The organism is Oricola thermophila (genome assembly GCF_013358405.1).
GTDB lineage: Bacteria > Pseudomonadota > Alphaproteobacteria > Rhizobiales > Rhizobiaceae > Oricola > Oricola thermophila.
In genome coordinates this window covers 885226-904563 of record NZ_CP054836.1, presented here as the reverse complement: position 1 = coordinate 904563, position 19338 = coordinate 885226, and the positions used below count along the sequence as shown (strand labels likewise).

Annotated in this window: 19 protein-coding genes; 15 read left to right on the top strand and 4 right to left on the bottom strand. The window is 63.0% G+C overall.

All coding sequences use genetic code 11. The features are described 5' to 3' along the window. Positions 1-27 precede the first annotated feature (27 nt). From HTY61_RS04240 to HTY61_RS04200, 9 genes are all read left to right on the top strand, one after another. On the top strand, positions 28-1506 hold the full coding sequence (locus tag HTY61_RS04240) for a cryptochrome/photolyase family protein (protein WP_175275630.1): 1479 nt from the start codon (positions 28-30) through the stop codon (positions 1504-1506). A gap of 158 nt (positions 1507-1664) precedes the next feature. After that, on the top strand, positions 1665-2894 hold the full coding sequence (locus HTY61_RS04235) for an SAM-dependent methyltransferase (protein WP_175275629.1): 1230 nt from the start codon (positions 1665-1667) through the stop codon (positions 2892-2894). A 177-nt stretch (positions 2895-3071) separates the two neighbouring features. After that, the gene (locus tag HTY61_RS04230; RefSeq protein ID WP_175275628.1) at positions 3072-4106 is read left to right on the top strand and encodes a cysteine synthase A; all 1035 of its coding nucleotides are present in this window, start codon (positions 3072-3074) and stop codon (positions 4104-4106) included. Next, positions 4106-4849: an alanyl-tRNA editing protein gene (locus HTY61_RS04225; protein ID WP_175275627.1), complete on the top strand. Its 744-nt coding sequence runs from the start codon at positions 4106-4108 to the stop codon at positions 4847-4849. The genes HTY61_RS04230 and HTY61_RS04225 overlap by 1 nt, the downstream gene beginning before the upstream one ends. 163 nt (positions 4850-5012) lie before the next feature. After that, complete coding sequence (locus HTY61_RS04220; protein WP_175275626.1) at positions 5013-5363, top strand: hypothetical protein; 351 nt, start codon at positions 5013-5015, stop codon at positions 5361-5363. Between the two features lie 127 nt (positions 5364-5490). Further along, on the top strand, positions 5491-5967 hold the full coding sequence (locus tag HTY61_RS04215; protein WP_175275625.1) for a GFA family protein: 477 nt from the start codon (positions 5491-5493) through the stop codon (positions 5965-5967). 89 nt (positions 5968-6056) lie between these two features. Then, entirely contained in the window at positions 6057-6917 is an 861-nt protein-coding gene (gene sseA / locus HTY61_RS04210; RefSeq protein WP_175275624.1) for a 3-mercaptopyruvate sulfurtransferase, read from the top strand. 4 nt (positions 6918-6921) lie between these two features. Further along, complete coding sequence (locus tag HTY61_RS04205) at positions 6922-7509, top strand: GNAT family N-acetyltransferase (protein ID WP_175275623.1); 588 nt, start codon at positions 6922-6924, stop codon at positions 7507-7509. Between the two features lie 136 nt (positions 7510-7645). Further along, a complete protein-coding gene (locus tag HTY61_RS04200; protein WP_246272921.1) occupies positions 7646-8170 on the top strand; it encodes an OmpA family protein in 525 nt (174 codons plus the stop codon). Positions 8171-8216: 46 nt separating this feature from the next. Here HTY61_RS04200 and ald read toward each other — a convergent pair whose 3' ends face one another. Beyond that, positions 8217-9335: an alanine dehydrogenase gene (gene ald, locus HTY61_RS04195; RefSeq protein ID WP_175275621.1), complete on the bottom strand. Its 1119-nt coding sequence runs from the start codon at positions 9333-9335 to the stop codon at positions 8217-8219. Between the two features lie 146 nt (positions 9336-9481). On the opposite strand from ald, the gene HTY61_RS04190 reads away from it, so the two are divergent. From HTY61_RS04190 to HTY61_RS04180, 3 genes are all read left to right on the top strand, one after another. Then, a complete protein-coding gene (locus HTY61_RS04190; protein WP_175275620.1) occupies positions 9482-9955 on the top strand; it encodes an Lrp/AsnC family transcriptional regulator in 474 nt (157 codons plus the stop codon). A gap of 128 nt (positions 9956-10083) precedes the next feature. Then, complete coding sequence (locus HTY61_RS04185; protein ID WP_175275619.1) at positions 10084-11340, top strand: PQQ-dependent sugar dehydrogenase; 1257 nt, start codon at positions 10084-10086, stop codon at positions 11338-11340. A 69-nt stretch (positions 11341-11409) separates the two neighbouring features. Beyond that, the gene (locus HTY61_RS04180; RefSeq protein ID WP_175275618.1) at positions 11410-11742 is read left to right on the top strand and encodes a c-type cytochrome; all 333 of its coding nucleotides are present in this window, start codon (positions 11410-11412) and stop codon (positions 11740-11742) included. Here the strand turns inward: HTY61_RS04180 and HTY61_RS04175 are convergent, their stop codons facing one another. Further along, positions 11743-13026 carry a 3-phosphoshikimate 1-carboxyvinyltransferase gene (locus HTY61_RS04175; RefSeq protein ID WP_175275617.1) on the bottom strand — a complete coding sequence of 428 codons (1284 nt, stop codon included), beginning with the start codon at positions 13024-13026 and terminating at the stop codon, positions 11743-11745. It abuts the gene before it with no gap. A gap of 81 nt (positions 13027-13107) precedes the next feature. Beyond that, positions 13108-13413: an HlyU family transcriptional regulator gene (locus HTY61_RS04170; protein ID WP_175275616.1), complete on the bottom strand. Its 306-nt coding sequence runs from the start codon at positions 13411-13413 to the stop codon at positions 13108-13110. Between the two features lie 143 nt (positions 13414-13556). Here HTY61_RS04170 and HTY61_RS04165 point away from each other — a divergent pair, with 143 nt between their 5' ends. From HTY61_RS04165 to HTY61_RS04155, 3 genes are all read left to right on the top strand, one after another. Beyond that, entirely contained in the window at positions 13557-15548 is a 1992-nt protein-coding gene (locus tag HTY61_RS04165) for a bifunctional 2',3'-cyclic-nucleotide 2'-phosphodiesterase/3'-nucleotidase (RefSeq protein ID WP_175275615.1), read from the top strand. 194 nt (positions 15549-15742) lie between these two features. Then, positions 15743-16744 carry an alpha/beta hydrolase gene (locus HTY61_RS04160; protein ID WP_175275614.1) on the top strand — a complete coding sequence of 334 codons (1002 nt, stop codon included), beginning with the start codon at positions 15743-15745 and terminating at the stop codon, positions 16742-16744. A gap of 87 nt (positions 16745-16831) precedes the next feature. Continuing rightward, positions 16832-17953, top strand: a complete 1122-nt coding sequence (locus HTY61_RS04155; RefSeq protein ID WP_175275613.1) for an AI-2E family transporter — start codon at positions 16832-16834, stop codon at positions 17951-17953. Positions 17954-17971: 18 nt separating this feature from the next. On the opposite strand, the gene ilvA is transcribed toward HTY61_RS04155, so the two are convergent. After that, positions 17972-19225 (bottom strand): threonine ammonia-lyase IlvA, encoded by a 1254-nt coding sequence (ilvA, locus tag HTY61_RS04150; RefSeq protein WP_175275612.1) that lies wholly within the window; start codon positions 19223-19225, stop codon positions 17972-17974. Positions 19226-19338 lie beyond the last annotated feature (113 nt).

The window sequence follows — 19338 nt, the reverse complement described above, 5'->3', positions numbered from 1 at the left end:
CGGCCGGAAGCGAAAACGGACACGCGAATGCCCATGAATGCGACCTCTCCCGCTGAAAATACGGTCGCGCCAGCGATCGTCTGGTTCCGAAACGACCTGCGCGTGGATGACAATCGCGCGCTGCTGCACGCTGCCGAATCCGGTTGTCCCGTCATCCCGCTTTTCGTTCTTGAGGACGCACATGACACACTTCCATTGGGCGGTGCGCAGCGGTGGTGGCTGCACCAGTCGCTGCTCTCGCTGTCGGCGAAGCTTGACACATTGGGCGCCGCCCTTGTGTTGAGACGAGGCGATCCGGAAGAGGTTCTTGACGAGATCATCAGGTCTAGCGGAGCCGATAGGGTGTTCTGGAACCGCCGATACCTGCCGGGCCTGATTGAGCGAGACACGGCCATCAAGTCTTCCCTGCGCGACCGAGCGATGACAGTGGAAAGCTTCCACGGGCAATTGTTGCACGAGCCGACGCAGTTGCGGACAGGCTCGGGCGGCCCATACCGCGTCTACACGCCGTTCTGGCGCGCCTTCTGCGAACGCCCGCCCCCTCGCCCGCCGTCCGATGCCCCGCGCGCTCTGGTCCCGTTTCACGGCAGTCTCGTCTCCGACCAACTGGCGGACTGGACGCTTCTGCCGGCCGGACCGGATTGGTCGACCGGCCTGTCGGAGGAATGGGAGCCCGGTGAGGAAGGAGCGAAGACGCGTCTCGAACGCTTCCTCGCCGAAGGGCTGGGCAGCTATGGCTCGATGCGGGACCGTCCCGGAGTACCCGGAACATCCAGGCTCTCGCCGCACATTGCATTCGGCGAGATTTCACCTTTCCGGATATGGCAGGAAGTGGAGAATGTCCGGAACGAAGTCTCCCACCCCGACCTGACCGTGTTTCGCAAGGAACTCCTCTGGCGGGAGTTCTCCTACCACCTGCTGGTCAATTTCCCGTCTCTCGGGAACGACAACTTCAACAGCGATTTCGATGCCTTTCCATGGCTCGGTGCCGGCGATCGGTTGGCCCGCTGGCAACGTGGCGAAACGGGCTATCCGATCGTCGACGCCGGCATGCGAGAGCTATGGCAGACCGGATGGATGCACAATCGCGTGCGCATGATCGTTGGATCCTTCCTCGTAAAGCACTTGCTGATAGACTGGCGCTTGGGCGAGGCCTGGTTTCGCGACACCTTGGTGGACGCCGACCCGGCATCCAATGCGGCGAGCTGGCAGTGGATTGCCGGATCGGGCGCGGATGCCGCACCGTACTTCCGGATATTCAGCCCGATCCTTCAAGGCAGGAAATTCGATCCGGACGGTGCCTATGTCCGCCGCTTCGTTCCGGAACTCGCGGCCATCCCGGACAAGTTCCTCCACACGCCCTGGACCGCACCCGAACCGGTTCTCGCCGAAGCGGGCATCGAGCTTGGACGGTCCTATCCGCTGCCGATCGTCGAGCACGGCGCCGCACGCAAGCGGGCCCTCGCCGCATATAAAACCATGAAGGAAATCGCCGCCGCGCAATAACTGTCGTTGCACTTCGATCGGGAATTCTCGCCCTTGACGCCCCTTCCAAAAGGCAGTTTGCGCTGGAACCCGCAGAATAAACCGGTTACCCTTTGCGGATGAATGCAGGCTTCGAGTTCGCTGACGGATCCGGATCTGCCGGGAAAATCGCCGATGAGATGATCTCGAAGGCGGTGCGTCTGACGCCGCAAAACATCCGCCAAACCTTGCGCGGCATACCCATGAAGGCCAAGTTGGTGTTGCGCGCGGCAACGCAGCTTCCCCACGGCTCACTCACCATTCGATTGCCCGACAAGCGTGTCGTCAAGGTCGGCGGCAACAATCCCGGCCCCGAGGCCATGTTGATTCTGCACAACTGGAATTTGCCGATGCGCGCGATTTCCGAGTCGACCATCGGTGTCGGCGAAAGCTACATGGACGGGGACTGGGAAAGCCCGGACGTCACGACACTTCTGGAGCTATTCGTCGCGAACGAGACGCTCGGCTATCAAGTCGTGCGTGCCAACCACCTGTTCCGGATCGTGAACAACATTCGCCACTGGCTCAACCGGAACACCAGGATCAGGGCGAGAAAAAACATTTCCGCCCACTACGACCTGGGAAACAGGTTCTACTCTCTATGGCTCGATCCGGGCATGACATATTCCTCGGCACTTTTTGTCGAAGGCGCCAATGATCTGGAGTCGGCTCAGAACGCGAAGTATCGCGCCCTCGCCCGCGCCGCCGACATCGGCCCGAACGATCAAGTCCTGGAAATCGGCTGCGGCTGGGGCGGTTTCGCCGAATTCGCGGCACGGGAAATCGGCTGCAAGGTCACCGGGCTGACGATCAGCCGTGAGCAGCTCGAATATGCTCGTGAACGCATACATCGCGCCGGTCTCGAGGACCGCGTAACACTGAAGTTCCAGGACTACCGCGACGAGCAGGCGAGCTACGACCGTGTCGTTTCCATCGAAATGTTCGAGGCTGTGGGCGAGCAATACTGGCCCGCATATTTCTCGAAAATTCATGACGTGCTCAGGCCGGGCGGTCGCGCCGGCCTGCAAGTGATCACGATCAACGAACGCGGCTTCCCCGAGTATCGCGCCAACCCGGATTTCATCCAGCGTTACATCTTCCCCGGCGGAATGCTGCCCACGCCGCGGATACTGGACGAACTGACAGCTGAACACGGCCTGCGCAAATGCGACGAGCGCATCTTTCCGCAAGACTACGCACGGACGCTCGAACTTTGGCGGAAACGCTTCCTGAGCGCTTGGGACCAGATCGCGGCACAGGGTTTCGACGATCGTTTCCGGCGCATGTGGGAATTCTATCTGCACTACTGCGAGGCCGGGTTCCGCGAGGAATTCATTGATGTCCGCCAGATCGTCTACAACCGGGCCTAGCGCCTTCTCTCCGCCCCGGCGCCGTACAGCACGGACTTCATCTCCGTAAAAGCATTTCCGAATGACCCCGTTTGGGACAACATTATCCTGCCTGCCGACGCATTTGGCATCGCTGGTGCCTTGAAGCAGGGAAATCGAGACCATACTGTCCGCGAAAAACCAGCAAGGGACAGGACCATGCACCTCTCGGTCATAGACGCCATCGGCAACACACCGCTCATCAAGCTCAGGCGCGCCTCGGAGGAAACCGGCTGCACGATCCTGGGCAAGGCCGAGTTCCTGAATCCCGGCCAGTCGGTAAAGGATCGCGCAGCCCTCTTCATCATCCGGGATGCGGAAAAGAAGGGCCTGCTCAAGCCCGGCGGCGTCATTGTCGAGGGCACCGCAGGCAACACCGGCATCGGCCTGTCCATGGTAGCCAGCGCACTCGGCTACCGCACAGTGATCGTGATTCCCGAAACCCAGTCCCAGGAAAAGAAGGATGCGCTGCGTCTCTTCGGCGCCCAACTGGTCGAGGTTCCGGCAGTTCCCTACCGAAACCCGAACAATTATGCCCGCCTGTCAGGTCGGCTGGCCGAGCAGATGGCAAAAACCGAGCCGAATGGCGCGATCTGGGCCAACCAGTTCGACAATACCGTCAACCGCCAGTCTCATGTCGAGACGACTGCGCCGGAAATCCTGAGCGAAACGGGTGGCAAGGTGGATGGCTTCATCTGTGCCGTCGGCTCGGGTGGTACGCTTGCCGGCGTCGCGGAAGGCCTGCGGGCACGAAATCCGGACATCAAGATCGGCCTTGCCGATCCGATGGGCGCCGCCCTCCATTCCTTCTATACGACGGGCGAGTTCAAGTCCGAGGGCTCCTCGATTACCGAAGGCATAGGCCAGGGCCGCATCACTGCCAATCTCGAAGGCTTCAAGCCCGATTTTTCCTACCAGGTACCCGATGACGAAGCATTGCGGATCATTTTCGGCCTGGCGCAGGAAGAAGGCATGGTGGTCGGCGGTTCGTCTGGCATCAATATCGCCGGCGCGATCCGGATGGCGAAGGAACTCGGCCCCGGACACACCATCGTGACGGTACTCTGCGACTACGGCAACCGTTACCAGTCCAAGCTGTTCAACCCGGAATTCCTGCGGGAAAAGGGCCTGCCGACGCCAGACTGGCTGGAGACGAAGACCGAAATCGACGTGCCGTTCGAGGAGGTCGACTGATGGCGCACACGGTCAAGGCACTGTTTCGCGAAGATGCCTATCTGTCCGTCGCCGAGGGGACGGTAGTTGCGATCAACGAGCGCGGCGGCATCATCCTCGACCAGACGTGCTTCTATGCGACTTCTGGCGGCCAGCCCGGCGACATCGGCTTTTTCGAACGGCAGGACGGCTCGAAGATCGAAATCGCCGCAACGATCTGCGGCGAAACAAAGGACGAAATCATTCACGTTCCCGCGGCCAACCAGCAGCTTCCGGAAATCGGCGAACAGCTGACGCTGCACATCGACTGGGACCGTCGCTACAAGCTGATGCGCATGCACACCGCCTGCCATCTTCTCACTGTCGTCTGCCCCTACCCGATCACCGGCGCATCCGTCGGCGAGGAGGAAAGCCGTATCGATTTCGACGTCCCGGATTTCGACGGCGACAAGGCTTCGGTCACGGAGGAACTGATGCGACTTGTGGAGGCCAACCATCCGGTCTTCGTCAGGACGATCTCCGAGGCCGAGCTCGCCGCGAATCCCGGCCTCGTGAAATCGAAGAACGTGAGACCGCCATCGGGCACCGGCCAGATCCGTCTCGTATGCATCGGCGAAGACGGAACGGTCGACAGCCAGCCCTGCGGCGGCACCCATGTCACCGAAACGAAGGAAGTCGGCGACATCCACATAGGCAAGATCGAGAAGAAGGGGCGAGAAAACCGCCGTTTCCGGATACGCTTCGGTCCGCTGCCGGCAGCCTGATCCTCGCAAATTGAGAAAAATCCTCAACCGCAGGTTTGTTCCCCGTTAAAATCTCGCGTTTAGGCGTCCCCGGCCATTGCACAGACATGTCCGCTTGGCATTGACCGGGTGCCTGAACCCGGCGCGAACTGCCCGGACGAAAAGGAGGATCCAGGGTTCATTCATGACTTGGATGCAGGGCAGTTCCCAAGGCGTCACCGCGACGGTTTCAAACCAGCCGTCGGTTGGAATGAAAGGCAGCGATGCCGGCTTCGGCCAGGCCACTCCTTCGGCAGAGGCGCATGCGAGCCACGAAGATCGGGCAATCCCCCGTGACATCCGGTCAGCAATCGGCACGCCGGCATCCGCATTGCCGTTTCCAGACGCCGCCGGGCCCGACGGCAACATGTCGGCGGCCCCTGGCGATGGCGATACAATCGTCTCGCACCTGCCGGATTCCGCGAACCCCGGCTCCAGACATAGCCGGATCCTGTTCGATGATGCGGGCACCTACCGACCGGCCTGGGCTGGCTGATCGGGCAAGATGTCCGGATGATCGGCGCCAGCCGAACGCAATTTCCCAACGCCCCTCCCAGGCATTGCCCCGCCCCGCCGTGATTGCCTAGCATTCGGCTCGCTACCCGAACCGGAGAATCGCCACGATGAAACTCGAGGGATCATGCCATTGCGGGGCGGTGCGCTTCCGCTGCGAGAGCCCGCACCCGGTACCATATCAGCGGTGCTACTGCTCGATCTGCCGCAAGACGGCTGGCGGTGGAGGATATGCCATCAACATCATGGGACGGGCGGACACTCTCGAGGTCGAGGGGGAGAAGAACATTACGGTGTTCCACGCCCGCATGGACGCCGGGCATCATTCCACCGGCGAACGGCGCTTCTGCAACAAGTGCGGCAGTGCCCTCTGGGTTTACGACGACAGATGGCCGGAGCTTGTCCATCCCTTTGCATCCGCCATCGACACGGAACTACCCGCACCGAGCGAACACACGCACCTGATGCTCGATTTCAAGGCGAACTGGGTCGAACCGCACATCGGGCCGACCGACAGGACATTTCGTCGCTATCCCGATGAATCCATTGCGGAATGGCATGAACGCACCGGCAATGTGCGCGAATAATGTCCGCGCCCTTGCACGGGAGCGATGACTCCTGTCCTTTAGACGAGTATGGCGGAATTCCGCTGCTACTTTATCGGAGGTGAGCGCCCGTGAGCGAGAAGAGTCCATTTGTCGTTTCGCCGGAATGGCTGGTGAAGCATCTGAAGGATCCGGGCCTGTCGATTGTCGACGGCTCCTGGTACCTGCCGGCGCACAACCGCGATGCCCGCGCGGAATATGACGCGGCCCACATACCGGGCGCGGTCTTCTTCGATCAGGACGCGGTCGTCGATCCGGACAGCGAACTGCCCCATGCCATGCCCTCGCCGCGAGTCTTCGAGCAGCACGTCAGCGCCATGGGCATTTCGCGCGACGACACCATCGTCGTCTATGACGGGCCCGGCATGTTTTCCGCGCCGAGGGTATGGTGGCTGTTCCGCGTGATGGGCGCCGACAAGGCCTTCCTGCTCGATGGCGGTTTCGACAACTGGAAGAAGGATGGTCACATCGTCACCGACAGACCGACCAAGATTGCCTCGACCGCGTTCCTCCCGAAATTCGACGCGTCCAGGGTCGCCTCCTTCGATGAGATGCTGAAGATCGTGGAGGACCGCTCCTGCCAGATTGCCGACGCCAGGCCCGCCGGACGCTTTACCGGCGAGGAACCGGAACCGCGGCCCGGCATGCGATCGGGCCACATGCCTGGCGCACGCAACGTGCCGGTCACCTCGCTGTCGGAAAACGGCTACCTCAAGGACATTGCCGGACTGCGGCAAACGCTGGCCGATGCAGGCATCGACTTGGGAAAGCCGGTCGTCACCACCTGCGGTTCCGGCGTCACCGCGGCGGCCATATCGCTGGCGCTGCATTCACTCGGCCATCAGGACAACAAGCTCTATGACGGCTCGTGGTCGGAATGGGGCGCGCGCGACGATACGCCCGTCGAGAACGGCCCAGCGACGAGGAGCTGAACGCATGGCCGTACGCCCGCGAACGCTCGATACCATGATCACCTGGCTGGAAATGACGGCACCGCCGACACGGCATCATCCCCTGCCGCTCGGCGTCAACGCCGCCATCCTGCACGCGGTTAGACCGCAATTATCCTTCTACCGGTTCCTGCAGTTCCAGGTCGGCCACCCCTGGCACTGGGAAAGCCGCCTGCGCATGGACGACGACAAGCTTTCCAACGTGATCCATGCCGAGACGACCGAAATCTACGTGCTCTATCTCGACGGCGCGCCGGCCGGCTTCTTCGAGGTGAACCGCGCCGATCCGGCGGTCACGGACCTCGCCTATTTCGGCCTGATGCCGCATGCGGCCGGCCGCGGACTGGGCCGCTGGTTCCTCGGTCAGGCAGTTGAAGCCTGCTGGGCGAACAAACCGCAGCGCGTCACCGTGAACACCTGCACGCTCGACCATCCTGCCGCCCTGCCCCTCTATCAGAAACTCGGCTTCCGTCCGTACAACCAGACGCCCGGCAAGGTTCGCCCGCTGACCAAGGCGGATATTCACCGCCTCGCCGAACAGGGTGTCGTGGGCGCGACCGCGCCGAAGGGATAGCCGGTTTCCTGAACGATCCGTTCAGTGACGGTTCATCCGCGCAGCGCTAATCCCGCATCATCGCAAGCTTTCAGGGGAGCGAGCCATGAATCGCCGATACTTTTTGAGAACCGCCGTTGCCGCGGGAGCCGCAGCCATGATCCCGGCACTGGCCACAGAGGCCTCGGCCCAGTCGATGCCGAGCGCGGAAACCATCATCCGCAAGCTGGAACAGCGCCCGCGCAGGCCGATCGCGCCGGAAGCCCGTGTCACCATCGAGCAGTTCAAGCGTTCGCCGCGACTGCGGCGCATCGCGCCGTCCATCGACATCCAGTCAATCAATTTTGCCTTTGGCTCGGCTGCCATTCCGCCGGCCGAGCGCTGGAAGGTCGGCCAGATCGCCCAGGCCATCAACCGCATCATACGCCGCAATCGCGACGAGCTGTTCCTGATCGAGGGCCACACCGACGCGGTCGGTTCGCGAACCGCCAACCAGGCACTCTCGGAGGCGCGCGCGGCCACCGTCGCCAGCATTCTCGTGAACCATTTCGGCGTGCCGCCCCGCGTGATCGAGACGATCGGCTATGGCGAGGATTACCTTCTCGTGCCCACGCCTCACGCAAACTGGCGCAACCGTCGCGTGACGCTGCGTCGTGCGACCGATTTCGTGACACGGTACTGACACCGGGCGGCAGCTCGGAAACGGGCCGCCCGGCATCTCAGGCCGGTCAGGCGACCTGCAGCACCTCCTGCGGCGCTGCCAGTTCGTAGCCGAGCGCTTCGGCGACCGCCTTGTTGGTGATGCGGCCGCGATGGACGTTGAGGCCGTTGCGCAGATGCGGCTCGTCGACCAGCGCTCTCAGCCCCTTGTTGGCGAGCATGAGACCGTAGTGCAGCGTCGCGTGGTTCAGGGCCCTGGCGGAAGTGATCGGTACCGCGCCCGGCATGTTGGCGACGCAATAGTGGATGACGCCATCGATCTCGTAGGTTGGATCCGAATAGGTGGTCGGCTTCGATGTCTCGAAGCACCCCCCCTGATCGATGGCGACGTCGCACAGCACCGCACCCTTCTTCATGCCGCCGAGCATCTCGCGCGTCACCAGTTTCGGTGCCGCGGCCCCCGGAATCAACACCGCACCGATAACGGCATCGGCGGCAAAGACTTCCTCTTCCAGCGCCTCGACGGTCGAGTACCGGGTGCGAATTCGGCCGTCGAAGAGGTTGTCCAGCTCGCGCAGCCGCGGCAAGGACTTGTCGATGATCGTGACATCCGCACCCAGGCCCACGGCCATTCTCGCCGCATTCAGCCCGACGACACCGCCGCCGATGATGGCGACCCGGCCCGGCTGGGTGCCCGGCACGCCGCCAAGCAGGATACCGCGCCCGCCATTGGCCTTCTGTAGCGCGGTCGCCGATGCCTGGATGGCCAGCCGCCCGGCCACCTCGGACATTGGCGCGAGCAGCGGCAGGCCGCCACGTTCATCGGTGACCGTTTCGTAAGCTATGGCCGTGCAACCGCTTTCGATCAGTCCCTTGGCCTGTTCCGGGTCGGGTGCAAGATGCAGGTAGGTGTAGAGGATCTGGTCCTGGCGCAGCATCTTCCATTCCTGCTGCTGCGGCTCCTTGACCTTCACGATCATGTCGGCCTGATCAAATACCTCTTTCGCGCTCTGCACGATCTTTGCGCCGGCGGCGGCATAGACCGCATCGTCGGCGCCGATGCCGGCGCCGGCCTGGCTCTCGACAATCACCTCGTGGCCGTTGGCCACATATTCGCGAACCGAGCCCGGCGTGAGCCCGACTCGATATTCATGGTTCTTGATTTCCCTGGGGCACCCGACGCGCATTTGAATCTCCCTCTGCCTCTGGCTTCATCCGCAGCATGATGATTCATGATAGCGCGGGGAATGTCCTTGCAAATTTGAGATGCGACAATGTGTCATTTCGTGTATTATTGCATTCCCAACCCGAAAAACGGGGGATCCTTGCACACATGCAGCTGGACTCGATCGATCTCGCGATACTCTCGACACTCCAGTCGAACGGCCGCATCTCAAATACCGCGCTCGCCGAAAAGGTCGGCCTGTCGCCGTCGGCGTGCTCGCGGCGGCTCGACAACCTGGAAAAGTCCGGAACCATTCGCGGGTACCACACCCGCGTCTCCAACAAGGCGCTCGGCTACGCCCTGACGGCGATAGTCCACATCTCGCTGTCCGGGCAATTCAGGAAAACCCTGCGCGAGTTCGAAGAGGCGATCACGCGGTGTCCGAACGTGCTCGCCTGTTATCTCACAAGCGGCGAATACGATTACATCCTGCGCATCGCTGCAAGGGACCTGGCAGACTACGAGCGCATCCATCGCGACTGGCTGTCATCCCTGCCGCACGTGGTCAGGATCAACTCCTCCTTCGCGCTACGGGAAGTGATCGATCGCCCGAATATCGGTATCGCCACCGACCGGCTCTGACATCGCTTCCGCAACGCGACACACATTTCGCCAGCGCAGCAATATCAAATGTGAGCCACGAACTGTTTCACTTTGTTATGCTGCGTCTCCCGGGCTGGAGGGCATTTACGAAAACTCGGGAGGAGATCATGCATCGCTACGGAAGGACCGGACTTGCGTCGGCGTTCCTGCTTGCAATCGCGGGAACACCGTCACTGGCTCAATCGGATCTCGAGAAGCTCAGCGCGTTCCAGAGCACGGGCACGGCCGACTTCACCTATATCGAGCAAGGCGGGCCGAAGGCCGAGGCGATCAAGCGGACTCTTGAACGCATCACGCTGCCGGAAGGCTTCAGCATCGATCTGTATGCCATCGTCCCCGATGCCCGCCACATGGCGGTTGGCCCGCAAGGGATCGTGACCTTTGTCGGCACCCGAAAAACGGAGGTCTGGTCCGTCACCGACAGGGACAAGGATCGGGTCGCCGACGAGGTAAAGAACTTCGCGCCGTCTCTTGCCAAGGCGATCCCGAACGGTCCGTGCTTCTCACCCGACGGCCATCTTTATATCGCCGAACAGAACCGCGTCGTCTGGTATCCGGCAGCCGAGTTTTTCTACGAGAGTCCCGACGTCGCGGCATTCGCGGTCGTCAAGCAGGGCGAACTAATCCCGCCGGAGGAGGAAAGCTACAACCACACCGCGCGCGTCTGCAGGGTCGGACCGGACGGCAAGCTCTACGTCTCGCTCGGGCAGCCCTTCAACGTGCCGGCACAGGAGAAGCTGGATCTCTACCGGGAATGGGGCATCGGCGGTATCATACGCATCAACACAGACGGCACCGGGCGCGAGGTCTACACCTACGGCATACGCAACTCAGTCGGCCACGATTTTCACCCGGAGACCGGCGAGCTTTGGTTCACCGACAACCAGGTTGACGGGATGGGCGACGACATCCCCCCGGGCGAGTTGAACCGCCAGACCGCGCCGGGACAGCATTTCGGCTTCCCGTGGTATGGCGGCGGCAGCGTCCGCACCAATGAGTACCAGGACAGCGAACCGCCAGCCGATGTCGTATTCCCGGCAGTCGAAACCGTCGCCCACGCCGCCGACCTCGGCATGACCTTCTACACGGGCAACATGTTCCCGGAGAAATACCGCAACGCGATATTCTCCGCCCAGCACGGATCCTGGAACCGCACCACGCCGGTCGGTGCGCGCGTCATGGTCACCTTCATCGACGAGGAGGGCAACGCGACCATGGAGCCCTTTGCCGAGGGCTGGATCGACGAGAACGGGGAATATCTCGGCCGCCCCGTCGACGTGGCGCAGTTGCGTGACGGTTCCCTGCTGGTTTCCGATGACCTGGCAGGCGCCGTCTACCGCATCAGCTATTCCGCCATGGAGTGACGGTCCGAAAGCCTGTCGCCCCCGTACGCGAGAGTGCGGGGGCCATTGCCCGGATACGGAGCTGCATCGATGAAAACTCCACTCTCCATCGCCTGCCTCGCAGGCCTTGTCGCGGTCGCCCCTCCGCATCTCGCTCACGCGGCGGACGCAGCGGCCGGAAGAATCAAGGCCGCGGCCTGCCGCACCTGCCACGGCATCGACGGCATCGCGAAAATCCCGATAGCGCCGCATATCGCCGGCGAGAGCGAGATATATCTTCAAACCCAGTTGAAGGCGTTCCGCTCTGGCAAGCGGGAACACGAGATCATGAGTGTGATCGCGAAAGACCTGTCCGACGAGGACATCGCCGATCTGGCAGCATGGTACGCCTCGATCAGGATCAGCGTCGAATTGCCGGAATAGTCAGGCCGCCTGCACGGCGGAGAGGCCGACCCCGAGCGAGGCAAGCGCGTCCCAATAGCCGGGATAGGTCTTGGCGACGCATCCCGGGTCAAGAACGGTGATGCCCCTGGTCATCAGGCCCGCTAGGGCAAAACTCATGGCGATCCGGTGATCGGCATGGCTGTCGATCGTCGCCTTGACTCGCGTTCCGGCCAGTGCCGGATCGCCGCGCACGACCAGATCGTCACCTTCCTGTTCGGCAAGGCCCTCGCGGATGCGATTGAGGCCGTCCCAGAGCGCCTGGATGCGGTCGCACTCCTTGACCCGGAGATTGGCGATGCCGGTAAAGCGAACCGGGTTCCGGTTGAAGGCGGCAAGCACGGCCAGCGTCGGCACCGCATCCTGCATCTGCGATCCTTCGATCGTCCCGGGCATGTCCGGGAACGCCGCAATAAGCTCGTGGGCCCTGGCATCCGGTTGGGTGAACGCGCCAGCCGGAACGCCGATGTCGATTTCGCCTCCGGTCAGTTTTTCCGCGGCCCACAGATAGGTCGCCGCCGAGGCATCCGGTTCGACATGGATGCCGGTAGCACGGTAGGCTCCCGGCTCGACCCGCCATTCGGTCGGACTTCCCTGCTCCACCGATGCGCCAAAGGCACGCATCGCGGCTAGAGTAAGATCGACATAGCCACGCGCGCCGATCTCCGTCCCGGTAAGCGCGATCTCCACCGGGCCCGAGGCCAACGGCGCAGCCATCAGTACGGCGGAGACATACTGGCTCGACAGTGAACCGTCGATTTCCACGCGCCCGCCATCGAAGCCGCCCCTGCCATGCACGGTGACCGGCGGACAGCCACTCGGCGCGTCCGCCCCGATGCCCATGGAACGCAGCGCCTCGACCAGCGGACCGATCGGCCGCTTGCGCATGTGCTCGTCGCCGTCGATGACGATGTCGCCGTAGACGGTCGCAACGGCGGCCGTGAGGAAGCGAGTCGCCGTCCCGGCATTGCCCAGGAACAGCGGTCCAGCAGGGAGCGCGAGCCGACCGGGACTGTCCACGGTAAAGCTGGTCGCATCCGGTTCGTCGATTGTCACGCCCATTGCCCGCAGGGCGTCCGCCATCAGTTGGGTATCAACGCTCTTCAACGCGCCCGTGACATGGCTGCGCCCCTTTGCCAGCGCTGCCAGCAACAGGACCCGGTTGGTGATGGATTTCGATCCCGGCGGCTGCACCCGGCCCATGAGCGGACCGTCCACCGGCGTGATCGCCAGCGCCGGAGCCGCGAGATAATCGTTCGCCTGCATGGTCGTCCCTGGTCTCGGTGGATAGGCCGCAGCTGCCTAGGCCGCGGTCCCGTCCGCGTCAAGCACCACGCCGCAATGCCATCAGATCGGGCGGTCCTCTCCTGCCCACAGACTTGGCCCGTTCTGATCGATAATCAGCCTGGCCTTGCCCAGCGTCGCGGACGTTGCGGTGCCCTCATCGGGAAGCAGGTCGGCGCGCATGAAGCGACGTTCGACAGGCTCGCCGTCGACCTGCTTTCTCAGCAGCCCCGCAATTCGCCATTGCGAGCCTTCGCGAACGGGTCGGGCGAATATCTCGACGTCCTTGTATACCTCGTCCGGCCCGTCTGATTGCGGCTCGTTCTGGTTCGCTGCCGATCCGAACAGGCGTTTGAAGAATCCGGTCATGCATTCCTCCTGTCCGCCCACCATGAGAAGCGGCCGCCGCCCTGTCAATGGATACCGCTTTCAACAACTTGACACGAAACTGCAATGAGCCTGCAATCCGTTGCGGCTTGGGTGCCCCCCGGAAACTGTTGGGAGATTCGATTATGCCACAAACGAGTTCCAGTCTGCCCCTTCATCCCATAACAAGGCGTTCGCTGCTGTCGGGCATTGCCGCGACCGGCGCGTTGGTCGCGCTGCACCCCTTCTCGGCCCGCGCCCAAGCGAACCAGGCGCATTTGCGCATCATGGAAACGACCGACATTCACGTTGCGGTCCTTCCCTATGATTACTACGCCGACCGCCCGAACGACACCATGGGCCTTGCCCGCACCGCCTCGATCATCGACGGCTTCCGCAAGGAGGCCACGAACACGATGCTGGTCGACAACGGCGATTACCTGCAGGGCAATCCGATGGGCGACTGGGTCGCCTATGAGCGCGGCATGAACGACGGCGATGTGCATCCCGTGATCGAGGCGATGAACGTGCTCGGTTATGATTGCGGGACGCTCGGCAACCACGAATTCAACTATGGCCTGTCCTTCATGGACAAGGTCAATGCGGGCGCGAATTTCCCCATTGTCTGCGCCAACCTTGTCCGGGGCACGGAACTCGCCGCCAATCCGCGCGACGACAAGCTCTACATGAAGCCCTATGTCATCATGGACAAGACCGTCACCGACGGCTCCGGCGCCGAACACACGGTGCGCGTCGGCTTCATCGGTTTCGTGCCGCCGCAGATCATGACGTGGGATTCGCGTCATCTCGTCGGCAACGTCATGACGCGCGATATCGTCGAGGCCGCAACGGCCTGGGTGCCGCAGATGAAGGAGGAAGGCGCCGACATCGTTGTCGCGCTTTCACACTCCGGCATCGACGCGAACCGGACGGACATGATGGAGAACGCCTCCCTGTTCCTGGCCGGCGTCGAGGGCATCGACGCGATATGCACCGGCCACCAGCATCTCGTTTTCCCCGGTGATTTCGACGGCCTGGCCGGCGTCGACAACGCCAATGGCAAGCTGATGGGCAAGCCCGCGGTACAGGCCGGTTTCTGGGGATCTCACATGGGCCTGATCGACCTGCTGATCGAGCGCGACGGCAATAGCTGGAAGGTCATCGACTCCACCTCGGAAACCCGGCCTATCTACAACCGCAATGAGGACCGCTCGATCACCGCGCTGGTCGGGAACTTCCCCGCGGTGGAAGAGGCCGTGGCCGACGAGCACGAGAGCACCCTGACCTATGTCCGCACGCCGGTCGGCGAAACCACCGCGCCCCTTTACTCCTATTTTGCCCTGGTTGCCGACGATCCGTCGGTGCAGATCGTCAGCCAGGCCCAGATCTGGTATGTCTCCGATCTGCTCAAGGACGGCGAATATGGCGACCTGCCCGTGCTTTCAGCCGCCGCGCCCTTCAAGGCCGGCGGACGGGGTGGCCCGGAATACTACACCGACGTCCCGGCCGGTTCGATCGCCATCAAGAACGTCGCCGATCTCTATCTCTATCCCAACACGGTGCGCGCCATGGTGATCTCGGGTGCCGACGTGAAGGAGTGGCTGGAAATGTCCGCCGGCATATTCAACCAGGTTGAGCCGGGATCGACCGACCAGCCCCTGATCGCCGACGACTTCCCGTCCTACAACTTCGACGTGATCGACGGTGTGACCTACGAGATCGACCTGTCGCAGCCGCGCAGGTATAGCCCCAAGGGCGAGCTCGAGAATCCGGACTCGAACCGGATTCGGAATCTCAGCTTCAACGGCGAACCGATTGACCCGGAACAGAAATTCGTCATCGCAACCAACAATTACCGGGCTGGCGGCGGCGGCAATTTCCCCGGCGTCTCGGCAGACAAGATCATCCTCGAGGCACCGGACACCAACCGGGACGTGATCGTGCGCTATATCGTCGAACAGGGCACGATCAATCCGTCAGCCGATGCCAACTGGAAGTTCGCGCCTCTCGGTGGCACCACCGTGACTTTCGAGACCGGGCCGAAGGCAGCCGAGTACATAGACGACGTCAAGGCCGTGAAGATCGAGCCGGCCGGCGAAGGCGCCGACGGTTTCGCCAAGTACCGCATCACGCTTTAGGCATCGCGTGATGTGGCCGCCGCCGGCGATGTCCGGTGGCGGCCTATCTCCGAGCGTGTCCCGCCTCCGGCCGGCTGCATCGGCCAACCCGCCGCGTCCCCGATTGCCAACACCGTCGACCACCTGTACGAATTGGCCGTTATCGCGCCGCGACTGCGGGCGCATGTCTCGATGCGGAGTATCGGCTGGCGGGAATGACAGACAACGCACCGAAGAAGGGCCGTACGCGGGTCAGGATCGTGTTCTATCTGCTCATAATCGTCGTTGTCGCCGGCGGGATTGCCTGGCTGCTCGGCCCGCGCGAACCGGTCGACCTGACCGTACGCTTCGAACCCTCAAAGATTGGTACCGACATCGACCGGTGGCTGGCCGACAACGAGGCGAAATTCGACGACATCCGTCCCAACGCCGTGAAGGAGGTCGTCTGGGCATGGCCGGCCTCGCGCGCCCGGACGCCTGTCGCCATTGCCTATCTGCACGGCTTCTCAGCGGCCAGCGCCGAGATCCGGCCGGTGCCGGACATGGTCGCGCGGGAACTCGGAGCAAACCTTTTCTACACTCGCCTTGCCGGCCACGGCCGCAACGGCGAAGCGATGGCCGAACCGACCGTGAACGACTGGGTGCAGGACGTGGCGGAGGCCGTCGCGGTGGCCGAACGCATCGGCGAGAAGGTGGTTCTGGTCGCGACCTCCACCGGCGGCACGCTCGCGACCCTGGCCGCCACCCTGCCGGAGCTTCGCGACCGCATCGACGGCATTGTGCTCGTCTCTCCGAATTTCGGCATACGGGCCCGCGGCTCGTCCCTCCTGACCATGCCTTTCGCCGAATCAGTCGTGCCGCTGATCGTCGGCGCGGAACGGGCCTTCGAACCCCGCAACGAAGAACACGCCGGCAATTGGACATGGCGTTACCCGTCCGTTGCGCTGTTGCCGATGGCCGCCCTGGTGAAGAAGGCGGCAAACCTGCCCTTCGAGCAGATACGAACCCCGGTTCTTTTCATCTATAGCCCCGACGACAAGGTGGTGGACCAGTCGATCACGGCGACGGTTGCCGAGCGCTGGGGCGGCCCGGTCGAGACGCTGCTGGTGACGGCATCTGACGATCCGTCCAGTCACGTCATAGCGGGCGACATCCTCTCGCCGTCGAACAACGAAACCGTCGCCAATGCGATCGCCGCCTTCGTGCGCGGACTGTGATGGCGCGAATAATGTTGCAACGCGATGCAGTTGAAAAACGACGGGCAATCATCACAATGGCCTGCGGCTAACCGAAAAGCGGACATCATGTACTCGCACGATCGTTTCAGGAACCTCGTCTACGGCATGGCGCTGGCGCTGATGATCGGCTGGATACTCTATATCGGCCAGAACGTCTTCGTCCCCGTGATCGCGAGCATCATCGTTGCCTACATCGTTGCGGCACTGGCGCGGCGCATGCAGCTCCTCCCGGTTATCGGTCCGCTGCTTCCCGGTCCGGTTCGCTTCCTGATCTCGATCCTGGTCATCGCTTTCATCATCACCGGCTTCGTTCTTCTGATCATCCAGAACATCAACCAGGTCATCGCGCTGGTTCCCCAATACCAGGCGTCGCTCCTGCGCATCATACAGGGCTTGGCCGTGCAGTTCGGCTTCGAGACGGAACCGACCTGGGCGACCATCCGCCGCGACGTGTTCGGCGAGATCCGGCTGCAATCGCTGATCGGCTCGACCGTCACCTCCATCTCGGTGCTGGTCGGCTGGGTCTTTGTCGTCACGGTCTATACAGCCTTCGCGCTGGCGGAGCGGCGCATCTTCGCCCGCAAGCTTTCGCGCATGGCAACCGACCCCGCCGACAGCGCGCTGATCGGGCAGATCGTCGACACCATCAACGACCGCATCGGCGACTATCTCGCCGCAAAGACCTTCGTGAATCTCGTTCTCGGCCTGATCTCCTATGTCGTCATGATCGCCATCGGGCTGGATTTCGCGGCCTTCTGGAGCGTGTTGATCGCGATCCTGAACTACATCCCCTATATCGGCTCGATGGCCGGCGTCCTTGCGCCGACGGCGATCGCCATCGTGCAGTTCGAGGGCGACTGGTCCATGATCGCGACCTGCTTCTTCGGCCTGACGCTATGCCAGGTCTTCGTCGGCTCCTTCCTCGAGCCGAGCCTCATGGGCCGCTCGCTCAACCTGAGCCCCTTCGTCATCCTCGTCTCGCTGACCGCATGGGGCACCATGTGGGGCATTCCCGGGGCACTGCTCTCGGTTCCGATCACGGCCATCCTCGTGATCGTGTTCTCGGAGTTCCAGGGCACGCGCCCGATCGCGATCCTGCTGTCGCGCTCCGGCAAGGTGCCGCCCCAGCGCCACCCGACGAAGGCTTCCCCGGCCCTCCTCGCCGTGGACGAGGACGAGGACGTCTGAGCGCGCAGCCGACCGTTCCTAGACCAGCAGGCCACCCACCAGCTCGTTGTCGGTGAGATCCTGCCAGGCCAGTCCCTTGTCGTTCATCCGCGCCATCAGCCCGGCGAAATTCGCCGGATCCTTCGTCTCGATGCCGATCAGCACCGACCCGAAATTGCGGGCGGATTTCTTGAGGTACTCGAAGCGGGTGATGTCGTCGTCGGGGCCGAGCAGGGTAAGAAAGTCCTTCAGTGCACCGGGCCGCTGCGGCATCCGCAGCACGAAATATTTCTTCAGCCCTTCCGAGCGCAGGGCCCGCTCCTTGACCTCGGCCAGCCGCTCGAAGTCGAAGTTCCCGCCAGAGACGATGCACAGCACCGTCTTGCCGTCGCGCTCCCGCGGCGCGATATCCTTCAGCGCATCGATGGCCAGCGCCCCCGCCGGCTCCAGCACCACACCCTCCACGTTCAGCATCTCGATCATGGTGGTGCAGAGTCGGTCCTCGGCAACGAGATCGACGTCGCCAGGCGCGTAGCGGCGAAGCACCTCCCACGTCTTCTCGCCGATCTGGCCGACCGCCGCCCCGTCGACGAAATTGTCGAAGCCCTGCAGGCGTACCCTTTCGCCCTTCTCGAGGCTCTGCCGGAGGCTCGGCGCGCCTGCCGGCTCGACCAGCGTGAAGGCAGCCGCCTCGCCCTTCGCCGAGAAGTAGCGCGTCAGCCCGCTCGCCAGCCCGCCGCCGCCGACTGCGGCGATCACGCGGTCGAACTGCACCCCGGCCGGCGCCTGTTCCAGCGCCTCCAGTGCCACGGATGCCTGCCCCTCGATGATGTCCTCGTCGTCGAAGGGCGGCACCATCACCGCGCCCTCAGCCTCGGCATAGTCCAGCGCCGCGCGGTTGCAGTCGTCGAAATAGTCTCCGATCAGCCGGATCTCGACATTGTCCCCGCCGAAGGCGCGGGTCTTGTCGATCTTCTGCTGCGGCGTGGTCACCGGCATGAAGATGACGCCCTGCCGGTCGAAATGCCGGCACACATAGGCGAGCCCCTGGGCGTGGTTGCCGGCCGATGCGCAGACGAAAGGCCCTTCCGCGCCCTCGGCAAGCCGCTTGCGGATGAAGTTGAATGCGCCGCGGATCTTGTAGGAGCGCACGGGCGACAGGTCCTCGCGCTTGAGGAATACGCGCATGCCATACTTGCGGCCCAGGAACACGTTCTCCTGCAGCGGCGTTTCGGGAAACAGGCCGCGCATGGCGGCGGTGGCTTCGGCGACGGCGTCGGGAAAATCACTCATGTACGGCATCCGTTGGGCGCTTGCTCTGTCACGATCCTGTGGCTTTTCGGCCGTTTCGGGTCTATAGGCCCGTTGCCGGTTTGACCAGACCGGGAGGCGATGCCGCAATGACG